An 18,819-nucleotide genomic window follows, 5' to 3' on the forward strand; every position below is an offset into this window, starting at 1 on the left:
CACCCGGATTGCCAACCGAATTGCGAAGGGCAATTCGGGGCAATCCGACCTCTCCCCGAGGGGAGAGGAGGTCGCCAGCGTTGACGCCAGCCTCTTCTCCCCAGCGGGGAGAAGGTGGCCGCGAAGCGGCCGGATGAGGGGGTCTTTTCTCAACGCGATAGCCCTGCTGTTAGCGCTGCGTCCCCCTCCCCCTTGAGGGGAGGGTCCGGCCGAAGGCCGGGGGTGGGGTCGTCTGCGAAGTGCGCCGACAGAAATGTCGAGCACTGCCGCGATGACCCCACCCGGACCTGCGGTCCGACCTCCCCTCGAGGGGGAGGTGGAGCCGGCGCTACTTCTGCGGCGCCGAATCGATGATCGACTGCATGGTCTCCTGCGCGTTGGCGATGGCGCCGTCGACGTCTTCGCCGAAGAAGACCTCGTTCATCATCTGGTTCCACGGACCGTTGGCCGAGTTGATCAGATCGTTGAACACCACCGAATAGGGCGTGCGGCCCTTGGCCATCGCTTCGGCGGCGACCTTGTAGCGCGGATCGAGGTCTTTCAACGCCTCATTGGCGATGTCGCCGCGCACCGGCAGGCTGCCGTACTTCGCCAGGATGGTCTGGCCCTCGAGCGAATAGGCGAAGTCGAGGAACTCCTTCACCACCGCGACCTTGGTGGTGCCCTTGGTGACGACGAAATTGTCGCCGCCGGCAAACGACGACCAGCCGCCGTCCTTGCCGGGCAGGAAGGTGATGCCGTAGTCGATATCGGGATATTGCGTGTTGAGCGCGCCGATGGCGAAGGCGCCGGACGGCGAGATGCCGATATTGCCGGTGGCAAAGGCGGCAAAGAAGTTGGAGCCGGTGTCGGTCTGCGCGCCTGAAGGCACCAGGTCCTTCTTGACCATCGAACGGTAGAGGTCGATGGCGCCGCGCATCTGCGGCGTGTCCAGCGTCGCCTTGGAGCCGTCCTCGGTGAGGATATCGCCGCCCGAGGCCCAGATCAGCGGCGTGAAGGTGAAGATGTTGCAGCCGCCGCAATTGCCGGAGAAGTAGAAGCCCTTGATGTCGCCGCCGAGCGCATTGACCTTTTCGGCGTCGGCTTCGATCTCGGCCCAGTTGGTCGGGCCTTTTTCCGGATCGAGGCCGGCCTGCTTGAACAGCTTCTTGTTCCAGATCAGCACTGAAGAGTCTGCCGAGAACGGCAGCCCGTAGATGCGGCCCTTATAGGTGCCGGTTTTGACATGCGCCGGCGACAGGCTGGCGAAATAAGGCAGCGACTTCGCCCAGTCGGTGATGTCTTCGAGCTGGCCGGCGGCGGCGAAGGACGGCGTGTAGATCAGGTCGAGCGACAGCGCATCGGGCGCCGTGCCGCCGGCGGCGGCAGCGCCGTATTTCGGGATGATTTCGGCGTTGGGGATGATGTCGAGCTTGATCTGGTTCTGATGCCCCTTGTTGAAGGCATCGACGATGCGCGGCATGAAGTTCGAGCCGTCGGCGCGAACCCAGATGTTGGCGGTATCGGCGGCGGCCGAGCCGGCTGTCGCCAGCGTGCCGAAAATGCTCGCCGCGATGGCGAGCCCGGTAATGGTGGTTCTCATGCTTCTCCTCCACATGGTTTTAATTTAGCGTCTTAATTTAGCCGCGCCCCCAAGCGGGTGACTATCGACACGGCCCGTTTCATTCAGCCGTCCGGCGGACGGCCGCATGACTGACGCACCACCAGCCGGCACGGCAGTTTTCTGATGCCCGGCAGAGCGGGTTCGCCGCCGACGAGCGAAAGCAGGGCAAGGCCGGCCTCGCGGCCAAGTGCTGCGAGATTCATGTCGACCGAGGTCAGCGGCGGGCGGGTCGCCTCGGCGACGATCTGCCAATTGTCGAAGCCGATGACGCCGACCTCGTCCGGCACGCCGATACCGCGCTCGCGCAAAGCGTCGATGACGCCGCGCGCGATCTGGTCGTTGCCGCAAAACACCGCGTCGGGCTTTTCGCGCGTGCCATCGAACCCCTCGCCGTCGAACAATTTTGCCACTGCCTCGTGGCCCCAGGCCTCCGACCACGGGCCGAGCAGCGGCTCCATGACCGGCAGCCCGTTCTCGGCCAGCACCGCGCGATAGGCCTCGGCCCGCGCATGCACCACGGCAAAGCTCCCGGGACCGCTGACATGGGCGATCCGCCGCCGCCCGAGCCGGCAAAAATGCTCGACCGCCAGCCGCGCCCCGCCGGCATCGTCGGACACGAAAGCGATGGCGTTTGGATCGGGCTCGGTGAAGGCATAGATCGCCGGAATGCCGAGATTGGCGAGGTCGACCGGCAGATGGCGGTCGATGCGCTTGCCGGTGGCAATGATGCCGTCGACGCGCTTGTCGAGCATGGCATCGACATGCAGCTGGGCAAGGCGCGGGTCGTCCTCGACATTGCACAAAAACACCGAGACGCCGGCATCGACCAGCGCATCGGAAACGCCGGCCATCAGCGGCAGCGAGAAGCGGCCATAGGTATCGTTGGTCAACAGCCCGACGGTAAAGGAGCGCCGCCGCAACAGGCTCTGCGCCAGGCTGTTCGGGCGAAAGCCAAGCCGCTGCGCCGTCTCGCGAATGCGGGTCCGCGTCTCGGCCGTCATCCGCCCCTGCCCGTTCAGCGCTTTTGAGGCAGTGGCGACACTGACGCCGGCAATGGCCGCCACCTCACGCAGGGTGACCGGCTGCTTGGCGGGCGTTGGCTGGACGTCGGACGCCATGATTTGGATATCGATCCTCCCAGGTGGGAAAAGCTTTTCTCTTATGGCCCTGCGGGGTGCTGAATGGTGAGATCAGCGGTATGCGAGGTGGTTTGGGAAAAGGTTTTCTCAGGGGGAGATTAGGATGAGAATTCGGGTATGGCAAGAGGGGACGACGGCAGAAGTGAGCTTGAGATCCTATCCCTTTGGCCGAACTACCCCGCTTTCAAAATTTGATCGATCCGATGCTATCCAGTCGCGTACAGCCTCGATGGTGGCGGAGATATAGGACGCCCGAAGCCCGCACTCCCAAACAATGCCGGTACGCCAACCCGAATTGGCGAGCATCTCGATCACCTCCCTGTCGCGCTCAATGTTTCGGACGAACTTGTTCGCCCAAAACTCCGCGTTGTCGGCAGGCGTTGTGCACCAGTGACAGCCGGCATGACGATGCCAGAAGCAGCCATGTACAAAGATGGTGGCGCGCCTTGATGGAAGTACGATATCGGGTTTGCCCGACAGCCCTGCAACGTGCAAACGATAGCGAAGACCGGCACTATGCAGCGCCTTTCGCAGCCGGATTTCAGGCTTCGTGTTGCCGGCCTTGATCCCAGCCATCATGCGCGATCTTATTTCTGTGCGGACTACATCAACCACAGTATGGAGGCCTGTATTTCTTGCAACAACTCGTTATTCTGTGATGGGGTTTATCAGGCGGGTTCCAGAAGGCGTGATTCTTGCCAGTATATTCGATCGTAGATATTTTTGCCGGTCCAGGCGGACTGGCTGAGGGATTTTCGAGCGTCCGCAATGCTGACGGGAAACGGGCATTCCATATCGCCCTCTCTGTCGAAAAAGATTCTGCTGCCCATTCCACACTGAGATTGCGAGCCTTTCTACGCCAGTTCGATGGCAAGTTTCCGGATGCCTATTACAATCATATCAATGAAGGGGCCACAGAGCCCAATTGGTCTGAGCTTTACCCCGAGCAGTGGGCGGCTGCCGAATTGGAGGCTTGGCAGTTCGAACTCGGAAAGGAGAATCCTGCTGAGCGATTGAACGGCCGTATCGATGCCATTCGAGAGGAAAGCGGCGGCAACTCCATTCTGATCGGCGGCCCACCTTGCCAAGCCTATTCGCTTGTTGGGCGAGCACGGAATTCCGGCATCCAAGGATACGTAGCCAGTAAGGATGATAAGCACTTCCTCTACCAAGAGTACATCAGAATTCTGGAGCGTCTTCGTCCTGCAGCCTTCGTGATGGAGAATGTCAAGGGCATGCTATCTTCGTCGGTTGACGGAGAAAATCTAATATTTGACCAAGTGCTGAAGGACCTTCGGGGTGCAGAGAGTGGGCACGAGCGCTACCGACTCATCGCGTTGACTCCTCGCCGTCGAAGGCAGCTCAACTTCGGAAGGTTTCAGCCAACAGCCGCCGATTTCGTGATCCGCGCCGAGGACTTCGGCGTGCCGCAGGCGCGTCATCGGGTTATTGTTGTCGGACTGCGAGCCGATGTCGCAGCCGATCTGCCTGACACCGCGCTTGCTGACGTAATGGTCCGTCACGCTCTTAAAGCAACGGTCGGCCATGTTCTTGATGGTATGCCGAAGCTACGGAGCGGGCTCAGCCGAGGGTTAGATACCGGGAAGGAATGGAAGCGCGTCATCACTAGCGCAATGTCCTTCGTGGCCGATGTTGAAACGAACCTGCCCGATGCTGAGCACCTCACATTCACGACGCGCGCTGCAAGGCATCTCGCCGCGTTCGAGAACCTGAGCGACGTGCCAGAGCGAGAGACTAGAGGAACAGGCATCGCCCGGGACTGCCCCGCCGACCTACGCAATTGGCTGATCGACCAACGGCTCAAGACGCTGCCAAATCATGTGACGCGCGGCCATATGATAAGCGATCTCGCGCGCTATTTTTTTGCCGCTGCATTCGCTGAGGTCACGGGTCGATCACCCAAGGCATCCGACTTTCCCGGGGAACTCGCCCCCCAGCATCAGAACTGGTCGACAGGAAAATTCGCCGACCGCTTCCGGGTTCAGATCGCGAGCGGCCCCTCCACCACCGTTACGAGCCACATTTCGAAGGACGGTCACTATTTCATCCACCCAGATCCGATGCAGTGCCGCAGCCTGTCGGTCCGCGAGGCCGCACGCCTTCAGACGTTCCCCGACAACTATCTTTTTAAGGGAAACCGGACTCAGCAGTATGTCCAAGTCGGCAATGCCGTCCCGCCGTTGCTCGCGCGCTGGATCGGAGAGGCACTGTGGTCGATCCTCAACGCGCGGCACATGCGCGATGACGCAGAACCGGCCCGCGCGAGACTACGCGATGTTGCCTGAGTACCACATTGCCAGTCTCGGCCGGGACTCAAGGGATAGGCTATGCCGCCTCCACGCATGACCAAAGCGAGACGCCGAGGGGATTCGTCCACAAGCGCAAATGCACGTTGGAGTGAGGAAGAGCTTCGTCGATCGGTCGACGCATACGTGCTGCTCCTGCGCCTGCAGATCCAGGGAATGGATCAAAAGTCGGAGCCGATCGCGCAGGCGCTGCTGCGCGGTCCGCTTGCGCTACGGAATGATGCGGCAATCCGCTACCGCATGCGTAACATCTCTGCGGTTGTGCGAGAATTCGGAGCTCCCGCGCTGATCGACTTCTCGGCCGCCGAGAGCGTAGGCAGCGGCGTTCGGCCACGCATACGCGCGATGCTACTGGAGAATCTGGATTTCGGGCGTTTGCTCAACCCAGAAGTTCGTTCGCTGGACGAAGAACGGCAGGATGCGCTGACTGCACTCAAAATCTTGCGCGATCGCATCGCCGACCTTGAGCAGGAGCTGTCATGGATAGGGCACAACAATCCTCCGGACACAGCTGCACCAGAGGAGATCGGGCGGAAGCATTTTCGGCAGGCACTATCCGACATCGACACGATTCAGAGAGAACTGAAAACAAGAAGCCCAGATAAGACGAGCGTCGAGCAAAGCAAATCTCGCCTCGTCCGCTTTGCAACCGCCCTCGCCACATGGGCGGGAGAGCGATTTACAAAATTCACCGACGCAGCGCTTGTGGCCGCAGCGCCGGTGGTCGTCATAAAGGTGTTTGGATTAGTCCCTGCTATTGTCGATGCGGTCGAAGCAGTCACCCGGACGCTGGTTCATTGATTGAAGCATCTATTGGCCCACTGAAAGCCCGATTCTAAATCGCTGGAAAAGAAAATAATGCCAAGTGCCGAGAAGAAACTTCAATTTAGGCCGCGCGCCAGGATCATCCGCACCATCGGCGACCAGCTTATCAGCGGACCCGAAGCAGCCGTCATAGAACTGGTCAAGAATGCATACGACGCGGATGCGTCGTTCGTATCGATCAAATTTGTCCCACCTCTTCAAGTCGGCAAGGGCAGAATAGCTGTTGTTGATAATGGCCACGGAATGACGTTGTCTGACATTCAAGACAAATGGATGGAGCCAGCCACAGCTGCCAAATCAGGAACGCGGCTGTCGCCGATACGAAGGCGTCACATGATGGGCTCCAAAGGCATCGGGCGATTCGCTGCGGCCAAGCTCGGCAGCCGGATGGCACTTAACTCCGTTAGCGACCGAAGCGGATCGCGCGCTGAGGTTTTGATTCCTGAATTGAACTGGGGCGTCTTCGATGGTGACACGTATCTGTCGGACGTCTCGATCGACTACCTGACTCAAGAAACGACACTGCCCACGGGTACGACCATTGAGATCAGCGAACTTTCAGAAGATTGGACAGAGACGAAACTCTCTCGATTGTATCTTGAGCTTCGACGGCTGATCTCCCCGCTTCAGCAGAACGACCAAGACAAATTCTCCATCTATCTCGACCTGTCGGCGTGCACGAAGAAATCAGCGGGTTTCGACTGCTGGAATGTACTTGGGACGACGTATGACCCAGACAGCGCGAATGACACTCTGGATCCCAAGAAGGCATTCGAGGTCCAGCCGTTCCCAATCCTAACAAGTAGCGACTACGAGGTCTCAGGCCATTTCGATGTGGAGGGGCGCTTCCACGGCACAATGCAGATTCGTCGTGCAGGGCAAGCACCCCAGTCAATCAATCTTGTCCTTCCACTGCGGGATGAGGAGCAGGCCTGTGGCATAGTCACTGTTCAACTATTCCTGTTCGATCGGGAAGCAACGGTTGTTCGGGAGGCCGTCAGAAAGGCTGGGCTGGGGGATATGAATGCCGCCGAAGCCCGTCAGATTCTTGACAGCGTTGCCGGGATCGCAATCTACAGGGACGGATTCAGAATCCGCCCCTATGGCGATCCTGAAAACGACTGGCTAACGCTGGACAAGCGTCGAGTTCAGAATCCAAGCCTACGAATTGGTCACAACCAAATCGCTGGATACGTTACGGTTCAGGACCAAGACGCCTCTGGCTTGGTGGAACGGAGCAGCCGAGAGGGCTTTGAACAGAATGCGTCATTCCGCCGGCTTCACCGAATCATCACAGACCTGTTGGCAGAACGCGTAGAACCGCGACGGCAGAAATTCCGTGAAGATGCAGGAATAGCAAGGCGAAAGCGGACCACTTTCGAGGACGTCAAAAAAATTTCCGAACTCGGACCTCTCCAGGACCTCATACCTGATATTTCCCCCGAGAAGAGAGTTTCAGCTCAAGGTCTCATTGCTAAGCAGTCTGCTCTCCTGGCCGATAGGATTGAAGCCCTCGAAGAGCGCCAGAGAGTCCTGGAGGCCCAATCGTCGCTCGGGCAGATAATCGGGGAAATCCTTCACGAGGGTGCCCCGAGTGCCACCTTCCTTGCAAACACCGGCAAAAGGCTTCAGACGCGATATCAATTCCTCTTCGACAACGGCAAATACACTGAGGAAACCCGCAGGGAATTTCCAGAAAAGCTCGCCTTGGTTCGAGACAATGGAGAGAAAATACGACAACTCTTTGAGAATCTTCGCCCACTTTCGGGAGTGCGTAGGGGCCCACCGGAAGACTTTTATGGGGTCGACACCGTTCACGAGGTGCTCGGAATCTTCGACAGCCACAACATTGACATGCACGTCCAGCAGGAGGGTACCCCCAAGCGGCTATTCGGGTACAAGGACGATCTGAAAACCGCTTTGGTAAATCTAATTGGCAACTCTATCCATTGGCTGGAGCAGTCCAAGACGCAGAGCCCTCGGGTCGACATACGATTCCGCTGGCAAGGTAGCGAAGCGATCATCTACGTCGACGACAACGGTCCAGGAGTTCCGGACGAGTTCGCCGAGCAGATATTCGACGTCGGCTTCACGCTTAAGGACGGAGGCACGGGTCTTGGCCTGAACATCGCTAAGGAAGCGCTCTCCAGGTCGAATGCATCTCTGCTCTATCACATGCATTTTTCGAAGGGCACTCGTTTCGAAATACGGTTTCCATGCTTGGGGGGATAAAATGTCAATTCGCTTATTGTTCGTTGAGGACGACAAGGCGCAGCTGTCGCTGTTCCAAGATGCCATCAACGATTGGAACGAAGCACACCCGGAGGTGCCTTTTGAGCTGACGGTCGAGAGTACGTACGAAGAGGGACTTCAACAGCTTGACCGACTTCGTCTTGATGCTGCGCTTTTCGATCTGCGCTTGAAGGGTGGCGAACACAAACTCTCTGGAAGCCGCCTAGCGGATCTATGCGTCTTTCAATACGGCATTCCGGCGGCGATCATAAGCGGACATCCTGCAGATTTCGATCGAAAAGCTGAAGGGCATGAAATGCTGGCAGTCTTCAACAAGGGAGATGCGGATGTCTATGAGAGGGCTATCGGTTGGTTTGCCGAACTTTCGCGAATGATTGAAGTGCTCAATGGCACACGAAGGACCATACAGGCGCAGGGTGCTGCTGTGTTCTACGGACGCGTATGGCCGAGGTGGAAGTTGTATGAAGCCTTGGCAGGCATAGACACTAAGCAGCTAGTTGGCATCGTCTCGCGACAATACGCTAGTCAAATAGCAGATATCCTCGGCATCGATTCCGAGGAGAACGTGAAGTGGCATCCCTTCGAGAACTATGTTCAGCCCGCCCTTCAGGAGTCGCGACCACACACGGGCGATCTGTTCAAGTTGGAGGATGGGTTGTGGGTTGTCTTGACGCCTCAATGCGACATGGTCACACAGAAGGCTGAGACCGTTTTGCTCGCCCACTGCGAAACCGAAATCCTGCTCGAAGCCTGGAAACAGCATGCTGACGCATTAAAGCCAGGTGCCAGCAAAACCAAAAGGGAGGGCGCCGAAAAATATTTCGGCAAGCTTGTCAACCAATTCGAGCCCTCCCAACATTTCCTTCCTCCGCTGGAGGACGGCAAGCCTTTAATGGTGCAATTTAAGAACCTTCGGACAGTTCTGATGGCGGACCTTCAGAAAAGCCTTTCAAGTCGGGTAGCATCGGTAGCATCCCCCTTCCTGAGCAATCTGACCCAGCGATTTGGTTCCTACGTCAGCCGGACAGGTCAACCCAACTTGGACATTAATCATTTTGGCTAAGGCAAGTTGGCCAAGACTCGGTAAATCAGAGGTTTGTTCTTTGTTGACATACTGGAGGGATGTATACGGGCGGCCCCGCGGCTTCCCCCACTAGGAATCCTCCAAACGCGGTTGAGCCGCCGGCAGCCCCCTCACCGCCTCAACCCAGGCACAAAGCTCTTCACGCGCGCAGATCGACCTGGTTCCACCAGACGCCGTCATGGCCGGTGCGCTGGCTCGTGGCGATGATGGCGTCGGCGGGGGTCAGGTCGACGGAGGTCGACGCATGTGTCCGACGTCAGCTAAAAACAACAAAGCGCCGCGCTATTTTTCATCAAGCTGTCGCAAAAGGCCATTGCCATCCGTCCTCCGCCAGAAAGGAACCCGCCACGCGAAAACTCATCGTCAGCGAATTCATCAGCGTCGATGGCATTGCCGAGGTCGAGAAGCTGCCGGGCGTGACCTGGAACGATGAGATGCAGAACATTCAAGGACGATGAGCTTGCCGACAGCGGCGACAACGCGCTGCCGAAATATGTCGCCTCGACGCGCTTGACGCCGCGCCTCCGCCATTGATGCGATCGAGTTCGCAGCCACCTGGCGGAAGGCGGAAGGTTCTGATCCGCCCTTTCTTGCTGCTGCGGTAGAAAGACTTCTTGATTCAGCCACAAGCCCAAATTGCTGGATTTGGCAACCCAGGAAGGATAGGCTTGGTTTTTGGTTCAAGCGATGGAACAGAGACTAGCCGCAATTCTGGCTGCCGATATGGCGGGCTACAGTCGGCTAATGGAGGCCGACGAATCCGGCACGCTCGCACGCCTTCGGACCCATCGCATAGAACTGGTCGATCCGGCCATCGCGAAGAACAAGGGCCGGATCATCAAGACCACCGGTGACGGCATGCTCGTTGAGTTCCAGAGCGTGACCGATGCCGTGAAATGCGCCGTGGAAATCCAACAGCGCATGAAACGGCGCAATTCGGATGTGCCGCAAGAACGGCGTATCGAATTCAGGATCGGCATAAATCTCGGCGACATCATTTTCGACGATGATGATATTTTCGGCGACGGCGTCAATATTGCCTCGCGCATCGAGCAGCTCGCCGACGTCGGCGGTATCTGCGTGACCGCAGCGGTGGCGACCCAAATTGCCGACCGTCTCGAAATTGCCATGGAGGACCTGGGCGAGAAGACGTTAAAGAACATCAGCCGCCCGGTTCGCCTCTATCGCGTTGGGTTTGATAGTCCTGTCCTGCCACAAGTCGAGGCAAAGCGATCCATCTCGAAACCTTCGATAGTGGTGCTGCCATTCAGCAACATGAGCGGCGACCCCGAGCAGGAATTTTTCGCGGACGGGCTGACCGAGGACATCATCACCGAACTGTCCCGCCACCATGAGTTGTTCGTCATCTCGCGCAATTCCGCCTTCGTCTACAAGAACCGCGCCGTGAATGTGCGCGAGGTGGCCGAAAAACTCGACGTCCAATATTTGGTGGAGGGAAGCGTCCGCAAGATCGGCGACAGGGTGCGCGTGACGGTTCAGCTCATCGACACGGCGAATGACGCACATATCTGGGCAGACAAATATGACCGGAAGCTGGTCGACATATTCGCGATTCAGGATGAGGTGACCGCGGCGATCGCAGCCACGCTGCCCGGTCGTGTCGAGGCGGCTCAGCGGGACCAGCTCGCGCGCGCGAAACCTGCAAACATGGCCGCGTATGAATGTGTGCTTGCTGCCAAGGTGCTGCATCACCGAAGCACGATTGCGGATAATGAACGCGCGCAAACCTTGATAGAAAGGGCCGTCACCCTCGACCCCGATTATGCCCATGCCCATGCCTGGCGGGCCTGCATTCTTGGCCAGGCCTGGGTCCATAACTGGTGCGAAGACAGGGATGCCGTCTGGAACAACGTTATGGCAGCGCTGGACAGGGCGCTGGCGCTGGACAACAACGATGCCGATGTCCACCGCATCCTCGCGGCAGTGAACGTGAACAACAATGAGCTGACCACAGCGCGCTACCATCAAGAGCGGGCGCTGGCCCTCAATCCCAATTACGACCTCGTGGTGGTGCAGCAAGGCGAGTTATTGACATGGCTGGGGAGGCCGGAAGAGGGAATCGAATGGATCCGCAAGGCAATGCAGTTGAACCCGCACCACCCGGAGAGATTCTGGAGCCATCTGGGAAAGGCGCATTTCGCCGCGCGCCAGTATGGCGAGGCGATCGAAGCTTTCATGCATCTGTCAACCATGGACTCGGTTCAGCACGCTTTCGCCGCTGCCTGCTACGGCTGGCTCGGTGACGAAATCGCGGCTGCGGCGCATCTGGGCAAGATCAGAACGCTCGATCCCCAATTCGACCTCGATCCATTTATCGCCACCCTGCACTTTGCCCAGGAGTCTGACGTGCAGCACGTCCGCGAAGGACTGCTGAAAGCCGGTATTGCCAACTTGTAGGCAGCCCGTAACTACTAACCAGACCCGATAGGGGCCCGACGCGGACCTTGTGGCATGACCGAACGACGGGCAGGTCGGAGACGCTTTTCCCACGGTGTCGGTCTTTGGAAGCGAATGGGGAAAGCCCCTCCCTCTGACAAAGCGCGGCGCTAGTTGACGGCGCAGTTCGCATAAGGCCCGCACGGCCGCCCCAACAGAAGGGAACCCGCCATGAGAAAACTCATCATCACCGAATTCATCAGCGTCGATGGCATTGCCGAGGTTGAAAAGCTGCCGAGCGTGGCCTGGAACGATGAAATGCAAAAATTCAAGGACGACGAGCTTGCCGACAGCGGCGCCATGCTTTTGGGGCGCACGACTTATCAGATCTTTGCCGGCTCGTGGCCCAAGGAGACCGGAGATTTCGCCGACCGGTTCAATGCGCTGCCGAAATATGTCGCGTCGACCAGTTTGACGGCGCTGGACTGGCAGCCGGCCGAGCTGCTGACTGGCGCGTTGCCGGACGCGGTCAGAGGGCTGAAGCAAGGCAGCGGCGGCAACATCTATGTGCATGGCAGCCTCAGCGTCGCGCAGGAACTGCTGCGCCACGGCCTTGTCGACCGCATCCGGCTGCTCAGCTACCCCGGTGCTGTCGGCCAGGGCAAGCTGCTGTTCCCGCCCGGCGCGCAATTGCCGCTCGAGCTGGTGTTTGCCAGGCAATTCAGCAACGGCGTGGTGGCGCTGGAGTATGCGGCGGGGCTGGAGAAGCCGTGATGACAGCCAATCTCCCCCCTGAGGGTCCCCTTGAGGGGGAGATGCCCGGCAGGGCAGAGGGGGGCGCGAAAGAACGCCGGCCTTCGTTTCAACTGTAGCAATCGCATAGGGGCAAGTGCCCCCTCACCCGGATTGCCAACCGAATTGCGAAGGGCAATTCGGGGCAATCCGACCTCTCCCCGAGGGGAGAGGAGGTCGCCGGCGTTAACGCCAGCCTCTTCTCCCCAGCGGGGAGAAGGTGGCCGCGAAGCGGCCGGATGAGGGGGGCCCCCTATGCGATAGCCCTGCCGTTGGGGGGAGATCGCTGCTTCGCCCATCAGCGCCCCCGCCCGCCTGCCTCCAGCTTCTGCTCGGCCGCAATCAGCATCTCGACAAACCTCGTCACCTTGGGCGGGCGGAAGCGGGCGGCGGGGTAGACTGTGTAGATGCCGCCGGAGGGCAGCCGCCACTCGGGCAGGACCTGCACCAGCCGCCCGGCGGCCAGCTCGTCCCGCACCAGAAAGTCCGGCAGCACCGACAGGCCGGCGCCGGCGCGGACGGCCGCCAGCACTGCCGGCGTCGCGTCAATGGCGATCGTTGCCTGCATGCGCACGCCCTGCTGCTCGTTGTCGCCGCGCGAAAATTGCCATAGCAGCGGTTCGCGCAGCGCCATGTTGGCGATGAAGGGCAGCCCGGCAAGGTCTTGCGGTTCCCCGGCCGTGAACCGGCCTTCAAACCCGGCGCCGCACACCATGAATTGTTGGAAGGTGCCGATGCGCCGCGCCTGCAGGCTGGAATCGGCCAGCCAGCCGACGCGGATGGCCACGTCGATGTGGCCGGAAACCAGGTCGATCGTCTCGTCGCCCAGCGTCAGCTCCACCCGGCAGGCGGGATAGCGCGCGCTGAAGGCGGCGACCACCGGCACCACCGCCGACGTGCCGTAGTCGTTGGACGCCGCGATGCGCAGCGTGCCGGTCGGCTCGGCGGCGGCCTGCGCGAGCTCGTCGAAGGCATCCTCGGCCTGCTGCAGAACCTGCAGGCAGCGGGCATGGAATGTCCGGCCGGCCTCGGTCGGATGGACGCGGCGCGTCGTGCGGATCAGCGGCGTCGTTCCGACATCGCGCTCCAGCCGCGCCACCTGTTGGCTGACGACCGCCTTGGTGATGCCCAGCCGCTCGGCGGCCCGCGTGAACGAGCCGGCGTCGACCACCGCCGCGAAATAGGCCAGCCGGTTCAGGTTCATGCGTGGCTCATGGCAGATGCAGCCCCATTGTCAGGCGAAAGCATACATTACGTCTATTTTGTCGGCCTTCAATATGCATTCCGTTTTTGCCATCTTGCGGCATCGAGGCCGCCGAATTCCGCATTCCCAGGAGACATCCATGTTCACACGGAGAAGCATCATGAAAACCACCCTCGCCGCCGGCGCTGCCGCGGTCTTTGCTCCCGCCGGGCTTGGCCATGCGGCCAGCGGGCTTTCCTGGAAGCATTTTCCCGCCGGCGAAAACGGCTTCTTCCGCGCCCCGGTGCTGGTCTCCGGCGCCACCGAAGCCGTGCTGATCGATTCCGGTTTCACCTACCCCGACGGCCGGGCCGTGGCCGAGGCGATCAAGGCGACCGGCAAGACGCTCACCACCATCTATGTCAGCCAGTCCGACCCCGACTATTATTTCGGCCTCAAGCGGATCAAGCAGACGTTCCCGCAGGCACGGGTGATCGCCGCAGCCGAGACGGTGGCCGCCATCAACGGCAATGTCGAAAAGAAGCTCGCCGTCTGGGGGCCGCAGCTGAAGGAAAATGGCCCGCAGGCGCTGGCCGACGTCGTCATCCCGGAAGCGTTCGACGGCAAGACGCTCAGCGTCGACGGCGAGAGCATCGAGATCGTCGCCGCGGAAGGCCTCGGCAACCGGCGCTATCTGTTCGTGCCGTCGCTGAACGCGGTGTTCGGCGGGGTGATGATCTTTGCCGGCGTGCATGTCTGGACCGCCGACACCCCGACCAGGGAACTGCGCGCCGCCTGGCTGGCCAACCTCGAAAAGATCGCGGCGCGCAAGCCGGCGATCGTCGTGCCTGGGCACATGACGCCTGGGGCGGCGACCGACCTTTCGGGCGTCGAGCACACAAAAACCTATCTCATCGCCTTCGAGGAAGAACTGGCCAAGGCCAAGGACGCTGCCGCGCTGAAGAGCGCCATGGAAGCCCGCTTCCCCGGCCTCGGCATGGGGGTTGCGCTCGACATCGGCTCCAAGGTCGCCACCGGCGAGATGAAGTGGGGCTGAGATTGGCGCCAATCTCGAGCTGATCCGCACCACTTACGAAGGATACGCTCATGGTCCAGCGGGCGTTGACGCCGGGCGCCTGACGGCTGTCATCCGCCGAGACGGTTGGTGCGCTTGCTGGCTTCGGCCTTGGCCCGCGCCTCGACCGCCCTTTCGATCTCGCGCTTCAGCTCGTCCTTGATCGCCACCGTCTCGGCCATCAGCGCCTCGACCTTCATGAAATCGAGCACGCGGTATTTCGACACCGCCGGCCGGATCAGGATGTCGGGCCGGCTCTGGTTCAGCTTACTGGCGATGATCGACTGCATCATCAGCTGCGTGGCGCCGAACATCAGGTCGACGGAGGTCGGGAATTTGCGCCCGGCCTCGGTCGGCGCGCCGACCACGTCGACGGCGATGACGATGTCGGCGTCGAGCTCGATCAGATCGAACGGCACGGGATTGTAGATGCCGCCGTCGATCAGCAGCCTGCCGTCGCGCATCACCGGGCGGAACACCGCCGGGATCGCCGCCGAAGCGGCCAGCGCCGAATGCAGCTCGCCTTCGTCGAGCACCGCGAGCTTGTGGCCATAAAAGTCCGTTGCCGTCACCTTCAGCGGTATTTTGAGTTCGGCGAAGGTCTCGGGGATGGCATCGGGCAGGAACGCCTTGAGGATGCGCTCGACATTGAACTGGCTGACCCGCAAGCCGCCCTGCAACGCTTCGGCAAAGGTGCCGGGCCGCGCCCGCCACATGCGCGTCGCCACTTCGGCGCGGCGGCCGAGGATCGAGCGCGTATAGTCGTGAATGTCCTTGCCGGTCATGCCCGAGGCCATGCCGGCGCCCATGATGGCGCCGATCGACGAGCCAGCGATTGCCGCCGGCCTTATGCCCAGTTCGTCCAGCACCTCGATGACGTGGATATGCGCCAGCCCACGCGCGCCGCCGCCGCCAAAGGCGATGCCGAAGCTAGGGCCGACCGCGGAGCCTTTGCTAGCCCCCATTTCTGACACTCGATGCGGCGGTGCTATCGAAATTGGGCAAATGCCCCGTCATCCGGATTGCCGGCGGTTTGTGGCCGTAGCGCGTCTTTCCTTCTCCCCTTGTGGGAGAAGGTGGATCGGCGCGTAGCGCCGAGACGGATGAGGGGTGTTGGACGGAGTGCCGCCGATGCCAAGCTGGAACACCCCTCATCCGTCGCCTTCGGCGACACCTTCTCCCACAAGGGGAGAAGGGGGAGCCGACCGGGGCGGCGCCAGCGCCTGGAAAACGCGGGCAACGGCTCATCCCTTGCTTCCCAGCTTCGGCCCGACCACCATGACGGCCGGCTCGGCGGAGAGCAGCTTTTTCGCCGCTGCCTTGACCTGGTCCAGCGTCACCGCGTTTATCAGCGCGGCGCGGCGCTGCATGTAGTCGATGCCGAGCTTGCCGAGCTGGATCTCGACCAGCGTTGCGGCGATCGCGCCGGAGGAATTCAGATTGTTGATGGCATAGGCGCCGATCATGTATTTCTTGGTCGCCGCCAGCTCGGCTTCGGTCGGCCCCTCCTCGGCCATGCGCTTGACCACGTCGCGCACCACGGCCAGCGTCTCGGCCGCCCTGTCGGCGCGGGTCGAGGTGGTGATGGAAAGCGCCTCGGAATGCTGGTGGTCGACGAGGTCGGAGCTGACGCTATAGGCCAGGCCGCGCTTCTCGCGCACCTCGTCGAACAGCCGCGAGGTGAAAGTGCCGCCACCGAGGATCTCGTTCATCAGCACCGCGGCGAAGAAATCCGGCGCGTTCCGCTTCACGCCGGGATAGGCGAGTTGCAGCGAGGCCTGCGGCTGGTCGTAAACGACCTCGAGCTGCTGGCCAAGTTTCAGGTCGATGTCGGGAACGGGCGTAAGCGCCTGCTTTTCCGGCAGGCTGCCGAATACCAGGTCGAGCTTCTGCTTCAGCGTCTCGGCGTCGATGGCGCCGACCACCGCGACATGCAGACCGTCGCGGGCGAAATTCGCCTTGTGGAAAGCGCTGAGATCGGACGGCGTGATCGTCGCGATGCTTTGCCTGGTGCCCTGGTCCGGCCGCGCATAGGGATGCCTGCCGTAGATCGCGTCCAGCCATTTGCGCTGGGCGAGCGTATCGGGATCGCGCTCGTTGGCGATGATGCCGGACAGGATTTGCGCGCGGATGCGGTCGATCGGCACCTGGTCGAAGCGCGGCTGGTTGACCGCCACGCGCAGCAGGTCGAAGGCGCCGTCGCGCTGCTCGGCCAGCATGCGCATCGAGCCGTAGATTCCGTCGCGCTGCGCATCGAAGCTCATCTCGGCGCCGACATCGTCAAGCTTGACCTGGAAGGCCTCGCTGTCGAGGTCGCCGGCGCCTTCGTCGAACAGACCGCTCATCAGGTTGGCAAGCCCTTCCTTACCGGGCGGATCCTGCGTCGCGCCGCCATCGAAGACGAAGCGGATGGCGACGATCGGCACCGAATAATCCTCCACCAGCCAGGCGGTGATGCCCTTCGACGAGGTCACCTCCTGGATGTTCATGGCAGCACGAGCCGAAAGCGCCGGCAGGATGAGGAAGACGAGGGAGAGGATGAGGGTCGCTAGAAGAGGGCCGGAGCGCGCGTGCTTCCCTTCTCCCCTTGTGGGAGAAGGTGGATCGGCGCGAAGCGCCGAGACGGTTGAGGGGTGTTGGACGGAGTGCCGTTGGTGCCAAGCTGGAACACCCCTCATCCGACCGAGCTTTGCTCGGCCACCTTCTCCCACAAGGGGAGAAGGGGAGGAGCCCGGGGGAGAAGGCAGAGCGGGACCGTGCTGGTTCATCATCAAATCAATTCCCAGCCTGGGTTTGCGGCAGAAGATAGCCGGTCGTTGCGTGGTCGAGATTGAGATAGCGGGCAGCGACCGCCTTGACCTGGTCGGCGGTGACCTTGCGGATGCGGTCGGGCCATTGCTGGACGTCCTGGACGTTGCCGCCGGTGGCGAGCGTCGAGCCGTAGATGTTGGCCATGTCCTCCTGCTTGTCGCGGGCAAAGATCATCGAGCGGACGAAACGGTCCTTGGATTTTTCCAGCTCATCGCTGGTGACGCCGTCTTTCGCGATGCGGGCGATCTCGACGTCTACCGCGGCCTCGACGTCTGCAAGCTTGGCATCGCCGCGCGGCGCGCCATAGACGGTGAAATTGCTGTCGTCGAGCATGGTGCCTTGGAAGAAGGCGCCGGCCGCGGCGGCTATCCCTTGCCTGACGACAAGCTCCTGGTAGAGCCGGCTGCGGTTGCCGCCGCCGAGGATTTCGGACAGCACGTCGAGCGCTTCGGCTTCGCCGGGCTTTGCCGTGTGATAGGACGGAACCACCCACTGCGTCGTAAAGCTCGGCACGCTGACGCGCCCGTCGGTCAGCGTCACCGTGCGCCTGGTGTTCTGCTCGGGCTCGATCGGGCGGATGCGCGGCGGCAGATCCGGGCCGCGCGCGATCTTGCCATAGGTCTTTTCGGCCAGCGTCTTGACCGTTTCCGGCTCAACATCGCCGGCCACCACCAGCACGGCGTTATTGGGCGTATAATATTTGTTGTAGAAGGCCATCGCGTCGGTGCGGTTCAGCTTCTCCATCTCCTGCATCCAGCCGATGACCGGGATGCGGTAGGGCTGGTTCTGCCACAGCGTGGCGTCGATCTCCTCGTCGAGCACCGCCTGCGGATTGGAGTCGATGCGCGAGCGGCGCTCCTCGAGGATGACGTCGCGCTCGGTCTTGATGACATCGTCGTTGAGGATGAGATTGCGCATGCGGTCGGCCTCGAAGCCCATCATCTCACCGAGCGCCTGCGGCACCACTGTCTCATGAAAAGCGGTGTAGTCGTAGGAGGTGAAGGCGTTGTCCGAGCCGCCGATGGCGGCGACGGCGCGATCGAGCTCGCCGGCCGCATGGTTGCTGGTCGCCTTGAACATCAAATGCTCGAAGAAATGGGCAATGCCGGATTTGCCCGGCGGCTCGTCGGCGCTGCCGATCTTGTACCAGACCATATGGGTGACGATCGGGGCGCGGTGGTCGGGGATGACGACGACCTCCATGCCGTTGTCGAGCAAGAAATCCGTCACTGCGCCGTCGTCGGGATTGTTGTCCGCCAGAGCCGGCTCGGCCATCACCAGGGCCAGTCCCAAGAGCGTTCCGCGCAGCCATTCAGCCTGAAATGTCATA

General features: G+C 61.1%; 15 protein-coding genes. 8 read left to right on the top strand and 7 right to left on the bottom strand.

Features of this window, described 5'->3' with window-relative positions; genetic code table 11:
* Positions 1–328: 328 nt before the first annotated feature.
* From NKI22_RS21810 to NKI22_RS21820, 3 genes are all read right to left on the bottom strand, one after another.
* Positions 329–1,582, bottom strand: coding sequence for an ABC transporter substrate-binding protein (locus NKI22_RS21810; protein WP_352937569.1), 1,254 nt, complete (start codon positions 1,580–1,582; stop codon positions 329–331).
* 83 nt (positions 1,583–1,665) lie between these two features.
* Entirely contained in the window at positions 1,666–2,721 is a 1,056-nt protein-coding gene (locus NKI22_RS21815) for a LacI family DNA-binding transcriptional regulator (protein WP_352937567.1), read from the bottom strand.
* Between the two features lie 177 nt (positions 2,722–2,898).
* Positions 2,899–3,357 carry a very short patch repair endonuclease gene (locus NKI22_RS21820; protein ID WP_352937565.1) on the bottom strand — a complete coding sequence of 153 codons (459 nt, stop codon included), beginning with the start codon at positions 3,355–3,357 and terminating at the stop codon, positions 2,899–2,901.
* Positions 3,358–3,437: 80 nt separating this feature from the next.
* Between NKI22_RS21820 and NKI22_RS21825 the strand changes: the two genes are divergently transcribed.
* From NKI22_RS21825 to NKI22_RS21855, 7 genes are all read left to right on the top strand, one after another.
* The gene (locus NKI22_RS21825; protein WP_352937563.1) at positions 3,438–5,048 is read left to right on the top strand and encodes a DNA cytosine methyltransferase; all 1,611 of its coding nucleotides are present in this window, start codon (positions 3,438–3,440) and stop codon (positions 5,046–5,048) included.
* Between the two features lie 147 nt (positions 5,049–5,195).
* Positions 5,196–5,870, top strand: a complete 675-nt coding sequence (locus NKI22_RS21830) for a hypothetical protein (protein WP_352937561.1) — start codon at positions 5,196–5,198, stop codon at positions 5,868–5,870.
* A gap of 57 nt (positions 5,871–5,927) precedes the next feature.
* Positions 5,928–8,126 (top strand): sensor histidine kinase, encoded by a 2,199-nt coding sequence (locus NKI22_RS21835; protein ID WP_352937559.1) that lies wholly within the window; start codon positions 5,928–5,930, stop codon positions 8,124–8,126.
* Between the two features lies 1 nt (position 8,127).
* Positions 8,128–9,210, top strand: a complete 1,083-nt coding sequence (locus NKI22_RS21840) for a DNA-binding transcriptional response regulator (RefSeq protein ID WP_352937557.1) — start codon at positions 8,128–8,130, stop codon at positions 9,208–9,210.
* Between the two features lie 218 nt (positions 9,211–9,428).
* Positions 9,429–9,689, top strand: coding sequence for a hypothetical protein (locus NKI22_RS21845; protein WP_352937555.1), 261 nt, complete (start codon positions 9,429–9,431; stop codon positions 9,687–9,689).
* A gap of 229 nt (positions 9,690–9,918) precedes the next feature.
* Positions 9,919–11,649 (top strand): adenylate/guanylate cyclase domain-containing protein, encoded by a 1,731-nt coding sequence (locus NKI22_RS21850; RefSeq protein WP_352814937.1) that lies wholly within the window; start codon positions 9,919–9,921, stop codon positions 11,647–11,649.
* A 210-nt stretch (positions 11,650–11,859) separates the two neighbouring features.
* Positions 11,860–12,402 carry a dihydrofolate reductase family protein gene (locus tag NKI22_RS21855; RefSeq protein ID WP_352814915.1) on the top strand — a complete coding sequence of 181 codons (543 nt, stop codon included), beginning with the start codon at positions 11,860–11,862 and terminating at the stop codon, positions 12,400–12,402.
* Between the two features lie 316 nt (positions 12,403–12,718).
* On the opposite strand, the gene NKI22_RS21860 is transcribed toward NKI22_RS21855, so the two are convergent.
* Positions 12,719–13,624, bottom strand: coding sequence for a LysR family transcriptional regulator (locus NKI22_RS21860; RefSeq protein WP_352814914.1), 906 nt, complete (start codon positions 13,622–13,624; stop codon positions 12,719–12,721).
* 139 nt (positions 13,625–13,763) lie between these two features.
* On the opposite strand from NKI22_RS21860, the gene NKI22_RS21865 reads away from it, so the two are divergent.
* A complete protein-coding gene (locus tag NKI22_RS21865) occupies positions 13,764–14,660 on the top strand; it encodes an MBL fold metallo-hydrolase (RefSeq protein ID WP_031193462.1) in 897 nt (298 codons plus the stop codon).
* An 89-nt stretch (positions 14,661–14,749) separates the two neighbouring features.
* Here the strand turns inward: NKI22_RS21865 and NKI22_RS21870 are convergent, their stop codons facing one another.
* The 3 genes from NKI22_RS21870 to NKI22_RS21880 form a co-directional block, all read right to left on the bottom strand.
* The gene (locus NKI22_RS21870) at positions 14,750–15,643 is read right to left on the bottom strand and encodes a patatin-like phospholipase family protein (protein ID WP_023717135.1); all 894 of its coding nucleotides are present in this window, start codon (positions 15,641–15,643) and stop codon (positions 14,750–14,752) included.
* A 279-nt stretch (positions 15,644–15,922) separates the two neighbouring features.
* Positions 15,923–17,167, bottom strand: coding sequence for a M16 family metallopeptidase (locus NKI22_RS21875; protein ID WP_036244232.1), 1,245 nt, complete (start codon positions 17,165–17,167; stop codon positions 15,923–15,925).
* Between the two features lie 286 nt (positions 17,168–17,453).
* Complete coding sequence (locus NKI22_RS21880; protein ID WP_023717133.1) at positions 17,454–18,818, bottom strand: M16 family metallopeptidase; 1,365 nt, start codon at positions 18,816–18,818, stop codon at positions 17,454–17,456.
* Between the last annotated feature and the right edge of the window lies 1 nt (position 18,819).

Origin of the sequence: Mesorhizobium sp. M0778 (genome assembly GCF_040320105.1) — a bacterium.
Taxonomy (GTDB): domain Bacteria; phylum Pseudomonadota; class Alphaproteobacteria; order Rhizobiales; family Rhizobiaceae; genus Mesorhizobium.